This is a genomic window from Microbacterium sp. XT11 (genome assembly GCF_001513675.1).
Lineage (GTDB): Bacteria > Actinomycetota > Actinomycetes > Actinomycetales > Microbacteriaceae > Microbacterium.
On the sequence record NZ_CP013859.1, the window covers coordinates 663,260 to 682,987 of the forward strand.

Below are 19,728 nucleotides of genomic sequence, written 5' to 3' on the forward strand. Positions count from 1 at the left end.
CGGTCAGGCGCGCGCGGCGATCGCCGGGGCGTCCACGTCCCGCGGGAGGGCGCCGAACACGCCGCTCATGCCGTCGAGCCGCGCCGACACGAAGCCCTCCGCGACCGCCGACGGCGCCGTCTTCAGCAGCTGCGCGGCCGAGAGCGACAGCGCCAGCGCCTCGACGAGGCGGCGCGCCGCGGCATCCGGCAGGGGATCGGCGGCGACCTCCTTCGCGAGCCGGCGCGTGCGCTCCAGGTGCGCGTCGAAGACCGGGTGCGCGCCGCGCGCGGGGGCGACCTCGGCGTCGAAGGCCTCGAACGATGCCGGCTCGCGCGTCAGTGCACGCAGCACGTCCAGCGCGATGACGTTCCCCGACCCCTCCCAGATGGCCATGACGGGCTGCTCGCGGTAGCGCAGCTCCAGCGGCCAGTCGGTGGTGATGCCGTTGCCGCCGAGGCACTCCAGCGCCTCCGCCGCGTGCGCCGGCCCCCGCTTGCACACCCAGTACTTCATCACGGCCGTCGCGAGCCGTCGGAAGGCGACGTCCTGCGCCGTGGCGTCGTCGTCATACGCGCGCGCGAGCCGCATGGCGACGGCCGTTCCCGCTTCGACCTCCAGCTGCAGGTCGGCGATCACGCCGGTCATCGCGGGCTGATCCACGAGCATCCGTCCGAAGGCCGCGCGATGCCGCACATGCCACGCCGCCTCGGCGACGCCCTGGCGCATGCCGGCGAGCGAACCGAGCATCGAGTCGAGGCGGGTGCGCGTGACCATGTCGATGATCGCGCGCACTCCGCGCCCTTCCTCCCCCACGAGGGTCGCGGATGCCGCCTCGTACTCGACCTCGCTCGACGCGTTCGACCGGTTGCCCAGCTTGTCCTTGAGGCGCTGGAACCGCAGAGCATTTCGCGTGCCGTCGTCGCGCACCCTCGGCACGAGGAAGCACGACAGCCCGCCTGGCGCCTGAGCGAGCACCAGGAAGGCGTCGGACATCGGCGCCGAGCAGAACCACTTGTGCCCCGTCAGCTCGTAGCGGCCGTCACCCACCGGCACAGCGACCGTCGTGTTCGCCCGCACGTCCGATCCGCCCTGCTTCTCGGTCATCGCCATGCCGAACAGGGCGCTGTGCTTCTGCGCGCGCAGATCGGGGTCGTAGTCGCGCGAGAGCAGTCGGGGCAGCCACACGTCGGACAGCGACGGATGCTCGGCGATCACGGGAACCGCCGCATGCGTCATCGACACCGGACACGCGTGCCCCGGCTCGACCTGGGCGTAGAGCATGAACACGGCGGCCCGTGCCGCGCTCGCACCGGGGCGCGGGTGGGCGAAGGCTCCGGTGTGCGCGCCGTCGGCGACCGCCGCAGCGATGACCCGGTGGTACGCCGGGTCGTATTCGACCTCGTCGATGCGGTTGCCCCAGCGGTCGTGCGTGTGCAGCACCGGTTCGTGGCGGTTCGCGCGTCGAGCGTCGTCCTGGAACTCGGCGGAGCCGACGCGTCGGCCCACCTCGTGCAAAGCCTCGACGGCCCAACCCGCGGCCTCGCGCTCGACGGCATCCCGCAGCGCGACGTTCTCGCCGTATTCGTCCCGGTCGACGCGCGGCGGAGCCTGATTGGTGACGGTGTGCGTGCTCACGATGCTCCAGATGCAATCACGGATCCGCCCGGCAGGCAATGGATCGGCGGGGGGGGAGGATGGGCGGGTGTCGGGGATCGGCGGGCGGGTGTCGGGGATCGGCGGGCGACGCCGATCGGCGGGCGCGTGTCAAGCCCATCGCGCGGGAACGCCCCGTGCCATACCGTGCCGGGCATGAGCCACGACACCGCGACCGACGCCCGCGCCGCCGATCAGCTGCCGGCCGACGGCTCCCCCACACGACTCCGCCGCGCCATCACCGGCCCCCTGCTCTACGCCTTCATCCTCGGCGATGTACTGGGCGCCGGCATCTACGCCCTCATGGGCGTGCTCTCCGAGAAGGTCGGCGGGATGCTGTGGGCGCCGCTCATCCTCGCGCTGCTGCTGGCCCTGCTCACGGCGGGCTCATACGCCGAGCTGGTGACGAAGTATCCGCGGGCCGGCGGAGCCGCGGTTTTCGCCGAGCGCGCGTTCCACAGCCCGATCGTGTCGTTCCTCGTCGGCTTCAGCATGCTCGCCGCGGGAGTGACGAGCGCCGCCGGCCTCGCGATCGCCTTCGCCGGAGACTACCTCGGCACATTCTTCGACCTTCCGACGATCCCCGTCGCCATCGTCTTCCTCGCCATCGTCGCGGCGCTGAACGCACGCGGCGTCCGCGAGTCACTCGGCGCCAACCTCGTCATGACGGCCATCGAGCTGAGCGGCCTGGTGATCGTGATCGTCGTCGTCGGGATCTTCCTCGGCCGCGGCGGAGGCGACCTGTCACGGGTGACCGCGGCACCGGAGGGCACCCCGGTCGCGCTGGCCGTGTTGTCGGGCGCGATCATCGCCTACTACTCGTTCGTCGGCTTCGAGACGTCGGCCAACATGATCGAAGAGGTTCGTCAGCCACGACGCACCTACCCCCGTGCCCTGTTCGGCGCGCTGTTCACGGCCGGCGCCGTGTACGTGCTCGTCGGACTCGCGAGCGCGGCGGCGCTGCCCGCCGGCGAACTGCAGGAATCCAGCGGACCTCTGCTCGCCGTCGTCGAAGCGACCGGAGTCAGCGTGCCGTCCTGGCTGTTCAGCCTCATCGCCCTCGTGGCCGTCGCGAACGGCGCGCTCCTCACGATGATCATGGTGAGCCGCCTCACCTACGGCATGGCCGAGCAGCGCCTGCTGCCCGACGCCCTGGCCCGCGTACTGCCGCGGCGCAAGACGCCGTGGGTCGCGATCCTCACCACCACCCTCGCCGCGATGCTGCTCACGCTGATCGGAGATCTCGCGACCCTCGCCGAGACCGTCGTGCTGCTGCTGCTCTTCGTGTTCCTCAGCACCAACGTGTCGGTGCTGGTGCTGCGTCGCGACAGGGTCGAGCACGACCACTTCCGCATCTGGACGCCGATCCCCGTGCTCGGCATCGCCTCGTGCATCCTGCTGCTCACCCAGCAGCGGCCCATCGTGTGGCTCTACGGCGCCGGCCTCCTCGCCATCGGCGTCGTGCTGCACCTGCTCGCCCGCTGGCGTCGCGCGCACACCGACGCCCGCGCATCCATCGACCCCGACTACAGGAGGACGACCATGACCCAGACCGCCGACGAGAAGCGTCACGACCAGCTCACCGCCGCGCCCGACGCCACCGAGGCCGACGCGGTGCCCCGCATCGAGGTGAGCGAGCACGACGGCAACACCCGCATCGACATCGCCCCCGACGCGCCGGTGCGCCCCGGCCCCGGACCGGGCGCTCCCGGCGCCGACGGCCTGGTTCCGGCATCCGATGACGGCGCGGACGGAGACGGCGCGGACGGAGACGGCGAACCGAGGCGGTGAGGCCTGAATCGAGGCGGTGATGCTCGACGCCGTCGACCCGCACCACAACGAAGCATGCCGACGAGTCATATCCCCCAACCGGGTCGTGTTGCCCCGCACGTCGTACACGATCTCTGACGCCGGCACGCCGTCCGCCACACTCGACGCACCCGGGACAGCACCCGCCACCGTCGACGACGTCAACCGGTCCGCCCAGTCGTAGCAATAGGAGGTCGTCGTCACCGTCGACTGCCCCGGAGCCGTCCAGACATCCGTCAGGCCCGTCCGGTTACCTGACATGCCCGCAGCGGTGTTCACCCCGCACCCGCCCGACGACGCGAATCGGTACGTCAGCCGATGCCCCGGAATCGTCGCCGACACCAGCCGACCCGCCGCGTCATACTCGTACGTCGACGTATACGACGACCCACCCGACGCACTCGTCTGCTGCGCCACACGACCCGACTGCGACAGCTTCACCGCATCCGTCACCGACTGCCGACCCACAGACCACGCCTGTGTCGTGACCCGTTGCGCCCGGTCACGACCTATCGAGGTGAGCGCCGACCCGTCCGGATACGCAACTGACTGCAACCGCTGCAGGGTGTCTTCGTGCCGACCGTACGATCCACGCGTCCCGGCGCCGACGGCCTGGTCCCGGCATCCGATGGCGGCGAGGGGTCGGGCTCCGCTACAGCCAGCCCTTCTTCTTGAACGCCCAGTAGAGGCCGAAGCCCATCGCGACCATGAGCCCGAGCGCCATCGGATAGCCGAACGGCCAGTCGAGCTCCGGCATGCGGGAGAAGTTCATGCCGTACACGGTGCCGACGAGCGTCGGGGCGAAGAGGATCGCCGCCCAGCCCGAGATCTTCTTCACCTCGTCGTTCTGCCGGATGCTGAGCTCGGTCATCCGCCGCATCTCCTCGTTCTGCCGACGCGCGACGATCGTCGACTCGACCGTGAGCGCGTTGTCGAGCACCGTGCGGAACGTGGTGGCGCGGTCGGCGACCCGCAGGGTGTGATCGAGCACGTCGCGCAGGTACCGCTGCAGCTCCTCGTCGACCGAGTACTTCTCCGACCCCCGCAGCAGAGCCTCCAGCATCCCCGCCAGCGGCTGCGTCGCCCGCTGGAAGTCGATGACCTCGCGCCCCAGCTCGTAGATCCGCTGGGTCGCGTCGACGCCCTCCTCGAACAGCTGGCTCTCGATCTCGTCGATGTCGTTCTCGAGCCCGGCGAGCACCGGCGAGTACTCGTCGACCACCTCGTCGAGGATGGCGTAGAGCACCGCTTCGGGTCCGTGCCTCAGCAGCGCGGGGTCGCCCTCGAGGCGCCGGCGAACACGCCCGAGATCAGGGGACTCCGCGTGACGGATGGTGACGACGAAGTCGGGACCGAGGATGACGTGCACCTCGCCGAACTCGACCTCCTCCGCCTCATCGAGATAGCGGGCCGGGCGCAGCACCATGAACAGCACGTCGCCGTAGCGCTCGAGCTTCGACCGCTGGTGACCCGAGAGCGCATCCTCGACCACGAGCTCGTGGATGCCGAACTCGTCGGCCACCGCACGGATCTCCTCGGCGCTCGGGCGGTACAGGCCGATCCAACCCATGCCGCCGCGCTCGCGCATCCGCTCGAACGTCTCGCTGAGGCTCGCCGGATTCTCGGTGCGCACGCCATCGACGTAGATGGCGTTGTCGACGATCGTCATGGCGGAGAACCCGTTGTCAGCGACCAGCCGTCATTCCGCGGGCGGTGCGACGCAGGGGATGGCCGCCTCGGTGATCGCCTGGTGGTACTGCTCCGCAGTGAAGGGAAGCCCGAACTCGGGGACGCTCTGGCCGGACGCCGCCGGGGCCTTCGACGCGATCGCCGCGAGCTCCCACGCAAGATACTGCGCGATGACAGCGCCGACGGTCGAGTCGTTCAGCGTCACCGCGACCGTGAAGCCGGTCGTCGGATCGGCGTACGCGGCCGTCGCATAGCCGGGGGTCCACCCCTGCTGCCCGATCATCGTGCCGGCGAGGAAGCCGCCGCCCGTCGCCTGGAACCATGACGGCGCTCCGTCGAACGCCGGGAGCGGTGCGCTGAACCGGGCGCCCTTGTCCTTGTCGTCCTTGCGGAGAACCTGCGCCGCCTCGGCCTGCGCGTAGCGGCCGAGATCCTCGATCGTCGACACGACACCGGAATCGGTGTATCCGCTGCTCGACGACAGGGTCGTGATGTCGACGGGCGCCGAGCAGTCGAAGCCGCCCTCGACCGGGTTGAGGTAGTGCCCCTTCATCACCGGTCCGCTGACCGAGGGAGGGGCCGCCTCGGGGCTCGGCAGCGACGTGTTCGACAGCCCGAGCGGGCCCGTGACGTACTTCGCGATCAGCTCGGATGCCGTGAGGCTGCTGGCCCGTTCGAGCGCGACGCCCAGCACGAGGTAGCCCGCGTCGGAGTCTCGGTACGTGGTGTCCGCGGGACCGCGCGCCTGCCCCAGTCCGTACGAGGCGAGCTCGAGCGGCGCCCAGACGCGCCCCGGCGTGTTCTGCCACGCCTGCTTCGCGATCCCCTCGGACGAACCGAGACCGCTCGTCCCGTTGCACAGGTCGAGCAGCGTGACGTCCTTCAGGTTGGCGACACCCGAGACGTAGTCGGTCACCGGATCGTCGAGCGCCACGACCTTGTCGTCGGCGAGGGCATACAGCACGTCGCACGTCATGAGGCGGGTCTCGTCGGCGATGCGGAACGCCATGTCGGTGGAGAGCTCCTCGTCGGAGCCGGGGCCCTGGGCGCCGACGCCCGTGACCCAGCTGCCGCTCCACGGGACCCAGACGCCCACGATGGCGCCCGTGGCCCCGGATGCCGTGAGCGCGTTGGTGACGGCATCCTGCATCGCCGCCACGGTGTCGTCGGGCAGCGGCGCGTCGACCTGAGCCGGGGGAGTGTACGAGAAGGTCTCGTTCGACGAGCATCCGGTCAGGAGGAGTCCGAGCACGGCGGCGCCGGCCACTGCTGCGCGCGCCCGGCGCGTCGAGAGAAGCTGCATGAAAGAAGACCCCCGCAAAGACGTGTCTGTCGAGTCTAGAGCGGGATGCTGAAAGTCCGCCCTTCCCCCTCCTCACCCCACCTCGCCCCACCTCGCTCAGGTATGAGTTGTGGTCGGTTTTCGGCCGATTTTCCAGCCACAACTCATACCTGAGCGAAGGGGGGCCTGAGCGAAGGGGGGGTCAGGGGGTGGGGAGCTGGGGGGTCGAGCGCGCCAGCCACGCGTCGCGCATGAACCGTCGCACATCCTCGTCGACACGGATGTCGCTCGGCCGCAGCGGCCGCGACAGATACAGCCCGTCGAGCGAGGTCAGCCGCGACAGCGCCACATACGTCTGCCCCGGCGCGAACGCCCCGGAGCCGAGGTCGATGATCGCGCGGTCGTACGTCTTGCCCTGCGACTTGTGGATCGTCACCGCCCACGCCAGCCGCAGCGGGAACTGCGTGAACTCGGCCACCACGTCGCGCGTGAGCTTCTTGGTGCCCGGGTCGTACGAGTAACGGAACCTCTCCCACACCGCGGGCTCGACGTCGACCTCCTCGCCGTCGATCTCCACCCGAACGGTGTCGCCGAGGATTCGGGTGACCGTGCCGATCGTGCCGTTCACCCACCGCGGCGGCTCCCCCGACATCGCGGTGTCGTTGCGCAGGAACATGACCTGCGCGCCCACCTTGAGCTTGAGCTCCGTCTCGGCCGGGAGCGACGCCTCGCCCCTGCCGAACTCGCCGGTGATCTCGGCCCGAGCGGTCTGCTCCTTGCCGGGGAGCGCGGCGAGGTGCCTGCTGTTGATGCTGTTGACGATGTCGTTGCGGGTGGCGAGGGTGATCATCGGCACCTCGCCCGGCTCCGGCTCCGGGGGCTTCCGGGCGCCCTGCGCATTGAGCACCCCGGCGATCTCCGCCGTCACGCGCCCGTAGCGCACGGCGTTCAGCATGGCCTTGAACCCGTCGTCGGACTGCCGGTGGATCTGCACGAGCTCCCGCACCTGCAGATCGGCCTTGGTGTCGACGGCGAAGAGCCCGTCGCCCTCGGCATCCGTCGCCCCCGCCCACACCTTCGCGTCGAAGAACCAGAACGACCGGTAGTGGTCCTTCACGTAGCGGAGCTCATCGCCGCGAGGCGGCACCGGCGCCAGCTGATACGGGTCGCCGAACATCACGATCTGCACTCCGCCGAAGGGGATGCCGCGCTTGCCTCGGGCCTGACGGAGCGAGCGGTCGATGGCATCCATGAGGTCGGCGTTCACCATCGAGATCTCGTCGATGACGAGGGTCTCGATGGCGTTGAGGATGCGGCGCGTGTTGTCGTTCTGCTCGATGTCGGAGTCGCCGATCAGCCCGATCGGCAGCCGGAACAGCGAGTGGATGGTCTGACCCTCGACGTTCAGCGCCGCGACGCCGGTGGGCGCGCAGATCGCGATCTGCTTGTTCGTGTTCCACGCGAAGTGCTGCAGCAGGGTCGACTTGCCGGTGCCCGCGCGGCCGGTGATGAAGACGTGCTCGCTGGTGTCCTCGATCAGCCGGAACAGCTCTTGCTGCTCCTCGGAAAGAGGGGGAAGGGACACGGCTCACTCACGGCAGACGGGCGGATGCTGGCGCTCACCATGCTACGGCCCGTTCGCGCGCCCTCGGCGTCGTCTCAGGAGGCGAACCTAAACTGGCGCCATGGAGCAGGTGGAGACGACGGCGCCCCGGCGTGCTCGTCTCGGTGCCGATCTCGCATGGCTCGCGCTCGTCGGCATCCTGCTCCTCGCGGCCATCCCCGCAGGGATCTCCACGCTGTACCAGCAGTTCTACGGCCCGTCCGCGTTCGTCACGCGGTACCTCGACCTGCTCGCCGAAGGACGCGCTGCCGACGCCCTCCACGTTCCCGGCGTCTCGATCGACCGCGACACGCTCCAATCCGCCGGCATCACGGGCGCCCCGTCGGAGGCGATGCTGCGACCGACGGCCCTCGCGGCCCTCGCCGATGTGCACGTGGAGTCGGAGAAGGCCCACGACGGCGCCTTCGACGTGACGGTGAGCTACACTGCGGGCGGCCACCCCGGGCAGACGACGTTCACGGTCGAACAGGACGGATGGGTGGGGGTGACGCCGAACTGGCGGTTCACCACGAGTCCGCTCGCGGTCGTCGAACTCACCCTGCTCGGGTCCGACCAGTTCTCGGTGAACGACTTCGAGGTCGACCGACGGCAGATCTCGGCGGCGGGGGCGGATGCCGCACCGCTCGACCCGCTCCCCATGCTGGTGTTCACGCCCGGGCTGTACTCGATCACCGTCGACACCGCCATCTCGGAGTCGAAGGGCGTCGCCGTGCTCGCGGACACGCCGCTCGCGACCACCCCGGTGAAGGTTCAGACGACGGCCACCGAGGAGTTCGTCGCGGTCGTGCAGCAGCGCGTCGAGGAGTTCCTCACGCAGTGCGCGACCCAGGAGGTGCTGCAGCCGACCGCGTGCCCGTTCGGGCTCACGGTGCAGAACCGCATCGCGTCGCTGCCGCACTGGTCGATCACGTCGCAGCCGAAGATCACCGTGGCCCCAGACGGGGCCAATTGGAGAATCCCGCCGACACAGGCGGTCGCGCACGTCGAGCTCGACATCAAGTCGCTGTTCGACGGCAAGGTCAGCTCGGTGTCGGAGGACGTGCCGTTCCTGGTGGACGGCACGATCACGATCCTCCCCGACGGCTCCGCCTCGATCCGCGTCGGTTCGCCGACCGACGTGTCGGCCGACTGAGACCGGCGGTTCAGCCGGCGTCGCGCGCGGCCTGCCGGCGGTCCGGCACTGAGCGCGGGCTCCGGCGGTTCAGCCGGCGTCGCGCGCGGCCTGCCGGCGGTCGCGTTCGGCGAGGGCCGCGAGCTTCGCGTTGTACTCCTCGAGCTCGGCGTCTCCCGTGCGGTCGGCGTGACGGTCGCGCCGCTTCTGCACCTTGGCATCGTCGCGGCTCCACTGGATCGCCACCGTGATCGCGAGGATCAGCGTGGGGATCTCCCCGATCGACCACGCGATGCCGCCGCCGATGTACTGGTCCTGGAGCGGGTCGGGCCCCCACGCGCGCCCCATCGATCCGAACCAGTCCGCGACGATGAGCCCCTCCTGCATCATGATCGCGATGCCGAAGAACGCGTGCATGGCCATCACCGCGATGAGCGTGATGAGGCGACCCGGATACGGCAGCCGATACGGCACGGGGTCGGCACCGATCAGGCTCATGACGAACAGGTAGCCCGAGATGAGGAAGTGGATGGTCATCCACTCGTGCCCGAGGTGCTCGTACATGGCCCAGCGCACGAGGTCGGTGAAGTAGAACGCCCACAGCGACAGGATGAAGATCGCAGCGGCGACGAACGGATGCGTGACCACGCGGGCGAACGGCGAGTGCACGGCCCACATGATCCACTCCCGCCCCCCGCGGGTGCCGTCGTCGCGCTTGTGGATGGCACGCAGCGCGAGGGTGACAGGGGCCCCCGACACGAGCAGCAGCGGAATCGCCATCGACAGCATCATGTGGCCCAGCATGTGCACGCTGAACAGGTACTCCTGGTACGCGTTGATGGGGCCGCCCGTGACCCACACCAGCATCAGCAGGCCGAGCACCCAGAACACGGTGCGGTGGATCGGCCAGCGATCGCCGCGCTGCCGCAGCCGCCGCACGCCCGCAAGGTAGAGGAACAGTCCGAAGGCCGCGGCGACGAGCCAGAGGATGTCGATGTCCCACTGCGTGAACCAGCGATCGATCGTGAACTCGGGCGGAAGCGACGAGCCCGTGAGGTTTTCGGAGGGAGTGCGCACGAACGGCGCCTCGTCACCCGCGGGCGGCGGCGTGCGGGCGAGGGCCGCCGCGGCGCCCGACGCGAGCCCCATCAGCGCGACCTCGCACAGGACCAGCATCCAGAACCATCCGGCTGCGCGTTCGCCGTCGAGCTTCGGGATCAGCCTGGTGCGGTACCACGCGCCGAGCAGCCCCATGCCGCACAGCAGCACCGCTTTCGCGATGACGATGCCGCCGTACGGGCTCCACAGCCCATCCCAGTCACCGAAGGCGACGACCGACCGGGTCAGGCCCGACACCGCGACCACGGCGAACGCCGCGATCGCGAGACTGGAGTAGCGCCGCACGAGATCGGTGGTCGTGACGTCGCTGCGCCCGCGGAGCAGCACCACGAGCAGCAGGCCCCCGAGCCATACCGCCGCGCCGACGGTGTGCAGCAGGATCGAGTTCACCGCCATGTTGTGCCCTGACAGCTCGCCCGAGTGGCCCTGCGTCGCGAGAGGGACGAAGGATGCCGCCGCGATCAGCGTCGTGAGCAGCGTGGCCGTCCATGAGCGCCAGGCGAACGCGAGCACCGTGATGACCGAGCCGGCGATCGTGGTGATGAGCCACGACTGGCCGAGCGGGGTCTCGAGGAGGTACTTGCCGAGCTGGGCCCCGAACAGCGGATCGGCGCTGAGCTTCGGGTTGAAGGCGGCCATGAACGCGAGAAAGCCGGTGAACCCCGACGCGATGGTGAAGACGGCTGCGCTGACGGATGCCGTGTTCAGCGCCGCGTCGAACGAGCGGTCGCCGCTGCGGAGCGCGAACAGCGCCAGCACGAGGGAACCGAGCATCCCGGCGGCGGCGAGGTTCATGACCAGCTTCACGACCGGGATCGCCCAGCGCACGAAGGGCCCAGGGTCTTGCAGCAGCAGTGGAGCGGCGCCGCCGCCATACATGAGGGCGACGATCGCGGCGACGAGGCCCGCAGCCACGAGGATGCCGACGCCGCCGAGACGGTACGACGAAAGCGCGAGGGGCTGCGCGGCTCGGGTGGTCACCCGTCCAGCCTATGCCGCCGCACCTGCACGCCCGCTCTCACCGCCCGGCCGCAGTCTCCTCCCGGCGAGCCCGTCCAGCGGCCCCTCCCCCGGCATCCGCCTCTCGTGCATCCCGGCGGGACGCGGGAGACGCACGAAGGCCGCCACCCCGAGGGGCGACGGCCTTCGTGAGGAAGCTGCTTACTTGACGGCAGCCTTGAGCTTGGAACCAGCGGTCACCTTGACCCGCTTGCCGGCCGGGATCTTGATCTCGGCGCCGGTCTGCGGGTTGCGGCCCGTGCGAGCAGCGGTCGCGACCTGCTCGAACGAGATCCAGCCCGGGATCGAGACCTTGCTGCCCTTGGCAACAGCGTCGGAGACCGAGGAGAACAGCGCGTCGAGCACACCCGAGACGGTGGCCTGGCTCTGGCCGGTAGCGGAAGCGATGCTCGCGACGAGCTCGGTCTTGGTGATGGACTTGTCAGCCATGTCATCCTCCAGCGACGAGGATCCCGTCGCATCGTTGTGTGGGTCGGAGCGGATGCTCCTGGTCGAGTGACCGCCTTGAATGTATCAACCGCCACCCGCATTTCCGCGTAATTTCGCGGAATTTGGCGATTTTCAGGGCGTGTCGCGCCACAATCGTCACTCCCGTCACACATTTCCGGTGCTCGGGGCGGGGTTTCCGCGTCATTCCGCGGCTGTCCGCCTGCGGCATCCGGGCATGCGAATGGGGCGGGGATCCGAAGATCCCCGCCCCATTCAGAGAGTGCTTACCAGCTCGACTTGGTCACGCCGGGCAGCTCGCCGCGGTGGGCCATGTCACGGAAGCGGACACGCGAGATGCCGAACTTCGTGAGGACACCGCGCGGGCGGCCGTCGATGACGTCACGCGAACGCAGGCGCACCGGCGACGCGTTGCGCGGCAGCTTCTGCAGGCCGACACGGGCGGCCTCGCGGGCCTCGTCGGACGCGTTCGGGTCGACGAGGGTCTTCTTCAGCTCGAGGCGGCGCTCGGCGTAGCGGTCGACGACCGCCTTGCGCTGCTCGTTGCGAGCGATCTTGCTCTTCTTAGCCATGGATCAACGCTCCTCGCGGAATTCGACGTGCTGGCGGATGACCGGGTCGTACTTCTTCAGCACGAGGCGGTCGGGGGTGTTGCGGCGGTTCTTCTTGGTCACGTACGTGTAACCCGTACCTGCCGTCGAGCGCAGCTTGATGATCGGACGGACGTCCTGTGCCTTCTTGGCCATTAGAGCTTCACACCCTTCGCCTGGAGGTCCTTGACGACGTTCTCGATGCCGCGAGCGTCGATCACCTTGATGCCCTTGGCCGACACGTTGAGCGTGATCTTACGACCGAGCGACGGGACGAAATAAGTCTTCTTCTGCACGTTCGGGTCGAAGCGGCGCTTCGTCCGGCGGTGCGAGTGCGAGACGTTGTGACCGAAGCCGGGAACAGCACCGGTCACCTGGCACACTGCTGCCATGATGTGACTCCTTCTCTACCGTGGGGCCGGACGGCCCCACCCAAGATCCCTTGTCTGCGCGCAACCCCGACTCGCCGCCCTTCGTCGAGCTCAGGGACCGGTGGAAAGAGGAGAAGCACACGAACTACGCACAGGAGCGTGCGCAGACAAAGAGTCAGTCTAGCACGGATGCCGTCCTGCCTCCGGCCAGAGGTCACCCGATCACGCGCCCTCGTTCCAGTGCGGCCTCGAGATCGGCTGCGGCCTGCCGCACGGATTCGGCGATGTCGCTACGGTGCTGCTCGCTCAATCGGAACGCGGGGGCCGCCACCGTCACGGCGCCGACCAGAGTACCGCGGACGCGCACAGCGGCCGCCGCCGCCCACACCCCGCGGTCGACCTCGCCCGAGCTCTCGGCATATCCAGTGCGCCGCACGGTGTCGAGCTCCTCTTCGAGGCGGCGTCGCGCGGCCGGCGAGAGCTCCGTGCGGGCGAGGTACTGCTCGCGGCGCGCGTAGTCGGCGAGCAGGATCTTCGCCGCCGCTCCCCCGTGCAAGGGCATGAGGTGCCCGATCGAGAACGAGATGCTGATCGGCTGATCGGACTCCGCGATCGCCAGGCAGACCGCCGACTCGTTCACGCGCCGCAGGTACAGCGCCGTCTCATTGGTCTCGCGCGAGAGGCGGTCGAGGAACGGCTGGGCGTCGTCGCCGTAGTCGAGGGTCTGCTCGGCGGCGCGCGCCAGGCGGATCACCTGCGGCGACAGCACGAACACGCCCTTGGAGCGCTCTTCGACGAGGTCGAGCTCCCGCAGCAGGGAGATGTAGCGGTAGGCGCTCGGCACCGACAGCCCGTGGTTCTCGATCACGTTCTCCAGCGTCAGCTCCGGTCTTCCCTCAGAGAACTGCAGCAGGATCTGCAGTGCTCTGCGGGCGCTGTCGACGCCCTTCGTACGCCCGATGCTCCGCGGCCCATCGCCCTGGTCCATCGCCCCCGGCCTCTCTCGTTCTGACGAACGCTCACGCTACGGCATGTCGCGACCGCGCCGCGTCATGCCCGACATATCAGTTCTCGTAGGTGCCGACGATCCGCGCCTGCTCCAGCACCGCATCCCCGTACAGCTCCAGGAACTGCTCGCGGGTGGGCGCACCGTCGACCCGGCGACTCAGAGCGTAGACCCAGAAGTAGTAGTGATGGCGGCCGTGCCCTGCGGGCGGCTGAGGTCCGAAGTACCCTTCGCCGAAGCTCCGCGGGCCCTGGCGCCCGGTCGACGCGTCGACGACCGTGGTCTCCGGTGCGATGCCGTACACGGTCCAGTGCGTGAAGCCGTGCGGCAACGGCGCATCGGGGTCGTGTGCGATCACGGCGAGCTCGACGGTCCCGTCGGGCAGCCCGCTGATCGTGAGCGTCGGCGCGACGTTGCCGCCGTCGGCGGTGTGCACATCGGGGATGCGCGTGAGCGTGTCGAAGGCGGGGGTCGTGATGGCGAGCTTGTCGAAAAGGGGCATGTGTTTCTTCTCCTTGGGAAAAAGATCGTGTGGGAAAGAGGTCGTGAGAGTGGGAGGTCAGCGGGCGGTCGCGAGGGCGAGACGGATTTCCTCGGCCACGATCCCCGGGGTCTCCTCGACGACGTAATGATCGGCGTCGGGCACGATGCGCCACGCGTCCTGCGGGCGCGCCTCGATCGCAGCCGTCCAGGCGGCATCACGGACGATCGCGCTGCCCGCGCCTCGGATGTGGCGAGCCGGCACGGCCACCGCACGGAACTCCCGCTCGTGCGGATCGCGGAAGCCGTCGATCAGCTGCTGCATGCCTCCCGGGTCGGCGAGCGGACGCCACGTGCCGGACGCGGTCGTGCGGTAACCCCATTCGGCGCGCCGGTCGACGGCATCCGCGGGCAGGAGCGGGTAGCGCTCCTGCAGGTACGCACGCACCGAGGCGAGATCGGCGAACTCGCGGTCTCCCGCCGCCACCCGCGCCTGAAGCACGTCGAGCACCTCCGGCTCGACCCAGGGTGTGTAGTCCACGCAGACGATCCCCGAGATCCGATCCGGATGCCGCGCGGCGGCGACCCATGCGTTGCGCGCCCCCAGCGAGTGACCGGCGACGACGGCCGTCTCCGCACCGATCGCGTCGAGCACAGTCACCACGTCGTCGGCGAACTCCGCGGCGGCGTACCCGGCCGACGGCTTGTCGCTCCGGCCGTGCCCGCGCTGATCGACCGCGACCGTCGTGGCCTCAGGGACGAGCGCCTGTGCCACGGGCTCCCACACGGCGTGGCTGGCGCTCGTGCCGTGCAGCATCACGACGACGGGGCCGCTGCCGCGCGTCCGGAAGGCGAGGTCGACCTCGCCTCCCTTGGTGCGCTCCAATCCGCCGGCGATCGGCTCTGTCGTGAGGGTCGGCACCGTCATACCACCGGAATGGCCGACAGCGTCTTGCGCGTCTCGATGAGCCCGGTGATGATCTCACCGCGCTTGGCCGCCACGGCTGCCTCGTCCTCGTAGTCGTAGATGCCTGCTCCCGTCTTGAACCCGAGCCGCCCCTCGGCGATGCGGTCGAGGATCGACTGCGGAGTCGTGGTGGACGCATCGAGGTCGGCGTTGAGATAGCTGGAGACGGCCTGGTAGATGTCGAGCCCCGCCATGTCGAGCAGACGGGTCGGCCCGATCACGGCGAGCTTGTATCCGATGCCCCACTTGACGCAGGTGTCGAGGTCCGCGGGCGAGACGATGCCCTCCTCCAGCAAGGCGACGCACTCCCGCAGCACCGCGTAGAGCACGCGGTTCTCGACGAACCCCGCCTTCTCCTTCTCGAGCACGGGGAGGTAGTCGAACGCCCGCACGATCTCGATGAGCCGGTCGGTCACGGCCTGCGCTGTCACCTCACCGGGGACGACCTCGATCATGGGGATCAGGTGCGGCGGATTGGACCAGTGCATGCCGATGAACCGCTCGGGCACGCGCAGCTGCTCCGCGATCGTCGTCACCGGGATGCCCGAGGTGTTCGTCGCGATGATCACGTCGTCGCCCACGAGGGCCTCCACCTTGCCGAGCACGTCGGTCTTGATGTCGAGCCGCTCCGGCACCGCCTCGATCACGAGGCCTGACCCGTCGAGCGCTGCCGCGAGATCTGTGCCGAAGCTGACGGAACCGCCCGGCGTGGGCTCCCCGTTGATGGTGACGAGCACGGACGCGCACTGATCGGCGCCGGCGCGGGCGCGGCTCAGCGCGTCGTCGCTGATGTCGAACACGCGCACCTCGACGCCCTTGTGGGCGAGGGTCGCGGCGATGCCCGGCCCCATGGTGCCGGAACCGACGACGGTGGCGATCGCAGGAAGTGTCATGGTGTCTCCTTCAGTTCGGGATGCGAGATGCAGGTCAGGTGATCCGGATGCGCGGCGGGTCAGTGCTGGATGTCGGTGGTCATGCCGATGCCGAAGTGGCTCTCGTAGCGTTCGAGACGCCGGTTGAAGAACATCCAGAAGTTCCCCTGTGCCTTGGGCGGATAGATCCGCTCGAACTTCTCCTTGATCTCCTCCGGGTCCGGGGTGATGGGCGTGAGCCCCGCCGAGCGCAGGTCGACCTGGAAGCGAGAGGCCTTCTCGAGGAAGATCCCCGTGAGGGTGACCTCCTCGACGGTGGCGCCGACGAAGGCGACGCCGTGGTTCGCGAGGAAGATCGCCTGCGCGTCGCCGAGCGCCTCGGCGACCTCGACACCGCGGTACACCTCGGTGATGATGTGCGCGGTCTTGTCGTACCGGGGCACGTCGTGCTGCGCGAACCACACGCCGTGGTTGTTGTACGGCATGAGCTTCTCGCCCTCGGCGGCGCCGAGCACGGTCGCGTAGTGCGCGTGCGAGTGCCCGACGAAGTTCACGTCGGGACGCGCCCGCAGGATCTCGGCGTGCAACGGCCATTCGATGTGTCGGAGGCCGGTGCCCTGCAGCACGGCGCCGTCGAAGTCGATGAGGATGAAGTCGTCGCCCTCGACCTCGCTCAGCGCGAGGTTCCCGCGCTTGAGCCACAGTCCGCGACCCCATGGATCGCGGTACGAGAGGTGGCCCATGGACATGTCGCCGTGCCCCTCGAGCTCGAGGATGCGGTGGGCGCGGGCGAGGTCGTCGAGGACCGCCGCGATGGACTCGTCGGCGTCGTAGCGAGTGGGCTTGTAGGTCACGTTCTTCTCCGGTTCTCAGACAGTGCGGGCAGCGGCTTCGGCCGCGGTCATGCCGCCGACGCGTGCGTGGAGGCGGCCGCCCGTGGCGACAGCGGCGATGATGACGAGCTCGTCGGGGCGGGGAGCGTCGGGCAGCGCGATCGTGATGGCGTCGTAGTGCGAGCGCACGTACACCTCGTCCTTGTACGCGAGCGGGATGTCGATGGCGGTGCCGGCCGATGCCACCTTGGTGACAGAGCTGATCCACGCCTCGCCGCCGCCGATCGCGTCGCGGAACGCGTTGCCGAACGTCGTCGTGACGCAGGCCACGACGTGCTCCTGCTCGCCGGCGGTCCCGGCGATTCCGCCCTTGCCGTAGCTTTCGGCAGCGCGGCCGCCGAGGAGGGCGAGCGCACGCGACCCGAGCGCCGTGCCGAGGCTCGCGCTCGGCAGCGTGAGCGGCGACAGGTCGTCGGCCCAGACACCCGCGAACGGATTGCGGATGATCACGGCGCTGGCGGCCTTGACCAGCGTCTGCGGCGCCGGGCGGCCGCCGTCGGTCACGGTCTCCTGGACGAAGTCGTGCCAGGCGCGGATCTCGTAGAAGGGGTCGACGGTCATGCGTACTGCTCCTCGTGTCGTCTCGGATCGGTGGGGTCGTAGAGCGCCATCTCGACGGATTCGTCGACGAACTGGCCGCCCTGCCGCATGGAACGCGTGTCCGCGTACCACTGCGATCGGGTCTGCGTACGGTCGGTGAGGGGGCGCTCGACGCGCTCCCACTCCTCCAGCACGTCGGGGAGTTCGGCGACCGGTGCCGCCGTCGCTGCCACCGCCAGGGTGAAGGCGTTGGTCATGGCGCAGCCGGCACCCTGCGCCAGCGCGGGGCACATCGCATGTGCGGCGTCCCCGATCAGCGCGACGCGACCGCTCGTCCACCTCTCGAGGCGGCTGGTCTGATACCCGTAGTAGCGTCCGGAGATGGCTGCGGCATCCTTCAGCACCGGCGCGAGCTGCGGGAACGTCGAGGTCCACAGCTCGAGGTCGATCGGAACCCGCGATCCGCGCGCGTCGGTGGCCGCCGCCATGAGAGCGATGTAGAGCTCGTCGTCGTTGCACGGCGTGTAGAGGACGCGGAGGCCGACCTCGTCGTCGTTCCAGAAGTCGATGACGTTGTCCCACTCGGTATCCGGCTCGAGCGCGGCGAGCTCCGCCTTGCGCCGAGGCACCAGGAAGCGGGTGATCCCGTCGCGCGCCCGCTCCCTCACGAACGGGATGCCGAGGCTGTCGCGGACGGCGGATCCCACACCGTCCGCGCCGATCACGAGGTCGGCCGCAGCGCGCGAGCCGTCGCGGAAGATCAGCTCGCCCTCGGGGGTGGCGCCCGTGACGGTGGAACCGGGGATGATCTCGACCCCTGCCTCACGGGCGGCCGTGAGCAAGACCTGGAAGAGGTGGGGTCGCGTCTGCGTGCTCCACCGCACCCCTTCCAGCGCCTCCTGCGACACGATCCGGTTGTTCATGCGGGTCTCGTAGAAGGGCGGAACCATCGCGTTGGCGAACAGATCGGGGGTGACGCCGAGGTCGTCGAGGACCCTGAGGCTGTTTCCCCAGAGCACGATCCCCGCGCCCTCTGCCCGCAGCTGTTCTCCGCGTTCGTGAACCCGGACCCGCCATCCGCGCTGGGCCAGGGCCGTGGCCGCCGTGAGCCCGGCGAAACCGGCACCGGCGATCTCCGCGGTGCGTGCAACCGAATCTGTCATGCTCTTCTCTCTCCTTGCCGTGCTGTGCGTGTCGTACGACCGGCGTCAGCCGTTGACCGCGCTGATGAAGCTCGAGTCGCGCACGTCATCGACGCTGGGCGCGTCGGTGATGACTCCCTGCTCGACGAGGAGGTCGATCGTGGTCTGCCACTGCTCGTCGCTCATCGCGCCGAGGCCCTCGGCGTCGGTCGTGTCACTCTCGAAGGTCAGGTCGTTGTCGGTCTCGAGCTGCGTCGTGTACAGGTCGACGTTCTGTGCGAGCTGCGGAGACGAGTCGGCGAGGATCTGGGCGGCCTTCTCGGGGTTCTCGATCGTGTACTCGAACGCCTTGACGTAAGCGCGGAGGAAGCGCTCCACGACGTCGGGGTTCTCCTTCAGATACGCGTCGCTCGCGAAGATGCCGGTGCCGAGCGCCTCGTACCCCCAGTCCACGCCCTTGAGGACGCTGACCTTGTCTTCGCCGCCTGCGTGCTCGGCGAGCAGGGGGAACTCGGCGTCGAGGTAGCAGGGCACGGTGTCGACCTGGTCGGAGAGCAGGTAGTTCTCGTACGGGGGCTTGACGGTCAGCTCGGTGAGTTCGCTCTTGTCGATGCCGTTGAGCGAGAGGAGCGCCTGGTAGAAGACGTAGGTCGAGCCCGATGCCTGCACGCCGACGCTCAGGCCGCGCAGATCGTCGACGGTCTTGAGATCCACGACATCCTTCTTTGTGCACATCGCCAACGGCGAGACCTGGTTGATCGCCGCGATGGCCTTCACCTTGACGCCCTGGGAGCGGGCGAGCGCCAGGGTGGGCAGGTCGGCGACGCCGATGTCTCCCGATCCGGAGCCGACGAGACGAAGGGTTTCGCCGGAGCTCTGCCCGACGAGGATGTCGTCGATCGCGATGCCTTCCTCTTCGAAGTAGCCCAGCTTGTCGGCGACATAGAACATGGCGTGGTTGCCTCGCGGCTGGAAATCGAGCTGGATGGTGATGTGATCGAGGTCCTCGGCGATTCCTCCACCGGCGGCGGGCTCGGGCTGCGCGCACCCGGCGAGGGTGATCGCTGCGGCCAGGGAAGCGGCGCCGAATGCGGCGATGCGAACGCGGTTCATGGTTCTCCTTCGGGTGGT

At 69.2% G+C, this 19,728-nt stretch carries 18 protein-coding genes and 1 pseudogene; 2 read left to right on the plus strand and 17 right to left on the minus strand.

What is annotated here, in order from left to right:
* Positions 1-3: 3 nt before the first annotated feature.
* A complete protein-coding gene (locus tag AB663_RS03200; protein WP_083511078.1) occupies positions 4-1,617 on the minus strand; it encodes an acyl-CoA dehydrogenase family protein in 1,614 nt (537 codons plus the stop codon).
* Between the two features lie 174 nt (positions 1,618-1,791).
* Between AB663_RS03200 and AB663_RS03205 the strand changes: the two are divergent.
* Positions 1,792-3,129: pseudogene (locus tag AB663_RS03205) on the plus strand (APC family permease); the annotation flags it as partial.
* 967 nt (positions 3,130-4,096) lie between these two features.
* Here the strand turns inward: AB663_RS03205 and AB663_RS03215 are convergent.
* The 3 genes from AB663_RS03215 to AB663_RS03225 form a co-directional block, all read right to left on the minus strand.
* Entirely contained in the window at positions 4,097-5,113 is a 1,017-nt protein-coding gene (locus AB663_RS03215) for a magnesium and cobalt transport protein CorA (protein ID WP_067195795.1), read from the minus strand.
* 30 nt (positions 5,114-5,143) lie between these two features.
* Positions 5,144-6,436 (minus strand): serine hydrolase domain-containing protein, encoded by a 1,293-nt coding sequence (locus AB663_RS03220; protein WP_067195796.1) that lies wholly within the window; start codon positions 6,434-6,436, stop codon positions 5,144-5,146.
* Between the two features lie 181 nt (positions 6,437-6,617).
* A complete protein-coding gene (locus tag AB663_RS03225) occupies positions 6,618-8,000 on the minus strand; it encodes an ATP-dependent DNA helicase (protein WP_067195798.1) in 1,383 nt (460 codons plus the stop codon).
* Positions 8,001-8,100: 100 nt separating this feature from the next.
* Here AB663_RS03225 and AB663_RS03230 point away from each other — a divergent pair, with 100 nt between their 5' ends.
* Positions 8,101-9,171 carry a hypothetical protein gene (locus tag AB663_RS03230; protein ID WP_067195800.1) on the plus strand — a complete coding sequence of 357 codons (1,071 nt, stop codon included), beginning with the start codon at positions 8,101-8,103 and terminating at the stop codon, positions 9,169-9,171.
* Positions 9,172-9,240: 69 nt separating this feature from the next.
* On the opposite strand, the gene AB663_RS03235 is transcribed toward AB663_RS03230, so the two are convergent.
* From AB663_RS03235 to AB663_RS03295, 13 genes are all read right to left on the minus strand, one after another.
* A complete protein-coding gene (locus AB663_RS03235; RefSeq protein WP_083511315.1) occupies positions 9,241-11,148 on the minus strand; it encodes a cytochrome c oxidase assembly protein in 1,908 nt (635 codons plus the stop codon).
* Positions 11,149-11,430: 282 nt separating this feature from the next.
* Positions 11,431-11,718 (minus strand): HU family DNA-binding protein, encoded by a 288-nt coding sequence (locus tag AB663_RS03240; protein ID WP_050724056.1) that lies wholly within the window; start codon positions 11,716-11,718, stop codon positions 11,431-11,433.
* A gap of 284 nt (positions 11,719-12,002) precedes the next feature.
* Positions 12,003-12,308, minus strand: a complete 306-nt coding sequence (gene rpsN / locus AB663_RS03245) for a 30S ribosomal protein S14 (RefSeq protein WP_067195802.1) — start codon at positions 12,306-12,308, stop codon at positions 12,003-12,005.
* A 3-nt stretch (positions 12,309-12,311) separates the two neighbouring features.
* On the minus strand, positions 12,312-12,482 hold the full coding sequence (gene rpmG, locus AB663_RS03250) for a 50S ribosomal protein L33 (protein WP_017203558.1): 171 nt from the start codon (positions 12,480-12,482) through the stop codon (positions 12,312-12,314).
* Positions 12,482-12,718 carry a 50S ribosomal protein L28 gene (gene rpmB / locus AB663_RS03255; protein ID WP_025102729.1) on the minus strand — a complete coding sequence of 79 codons (237 nt, stop codon included), beginning with the start codon at positions 12,716-12,718 and terminating at the stop codon, positions 12,482-12,484. The genes rpmG and rpmB overlap by 1 nt, the downstream gene beginning before the upstream one ends.
* A 193-nt stretch (positions 12,719-12,911) precedes the next feature.
* Positions 12,912-13,685 carry an IclR family transcriptional regulator gene (locus AB663_RS03260; RefSeq protein ID WP_067195804.1) on the minus strand — a complete coding sequence of 258 codons (774 nt, stop codon included), beginning with the start codon at positions 13,683-13,685 and terminating at the stop codon, positions 12,912-12,914.
* Positions 13,686-13,761: 76 nt separating this feature from the next.
* The gene (locus AB663_RS03265) at positions 13,762-14,205 is read right to left on the minus strand and encodes a YbhB/YbcL family Raf kinase inhibitor-like protein (RefSeq protein WP_067195806.1); all 444 of its coding nucleotides are present in this window, start codon (positions 14,203-14,205) and stop codon (positions 13,762-13,764) included.
* A gap of 57 nt (positions 14,206-14,262) precedes the next feature.
* Positions 14,263-15,111, minus strand: coding sequence for an alpha/beta fold hydrolase (locus AB663_RS03270; protein WP_067195809.1), 849 nt, complete (start codon positions 15,109-15,111; stop codon positions 14,263-14,265).
* Entirely contained in the window at positions 15,108-16,043 is a 936-nt protein-coding gene (locus AB663_RS03275; RefSeq protein WP_067195811.1) for a 3-hydroxyacyl-CoA dehydrogenase NAD-binding domain-containing protein, read from the minus strand. Before AB663_RS03275 ends, AB663_RS03270 begins: the two co-directional genes overlap by 4 nt.
* A 59-nt stretch (positions 16,044-16,102) precedes the next feature.
* Positions 16,103-16,876, minus strand: coding sequence for a class II aldolase/adducin family protein (locus tag AB663_RS03280; protein ID WP_067195812.1), 774 nt, complete (start codon positions 16,874-16,876; stop codon positions 16,103-16,105).
* Positions 16,877-16,891: 15 nt separating this feature from the next.
* Complete coding sequence (locus AB663_RS03285; protein ID WP_067195815.1) at positions 16,892-17,476, minus strand: amino acid synthesis family protein; 585 nt, start codon at positions 17,474-17,476, stop codon at positions 16,892-16,894.
* Positions 17,473-18,618 (minus strand): FAD-dependent oxidoreductase, encoded by a 1,146-nt coding sequence (locus AB663_RS03290; protein ID WP_198147915.1) that lies wholly within the window; start codon positions 18,616-18,618, stop codon positions 17,473-17,475. The genes AB663_RS03285 and AB663_RS03290 overlap by 4 nt, the downstream gene beginning before the upstream one ends.
* Positions 18,619-18,663: 45 nt before the next feature.
* A complete protein-coding gene (locus tag AB663_RS03295; RefSeq protein ID WP_067195817.1) occupies positions 18,664-19,710 on the minus strand; it encodes an ABC transporter substrate-binding protein in 1,047 nt (348 codons plus the stop codon).
* Between the last annotated feature and the right edge of the window lie 18 nt (positions 19,711-19,728).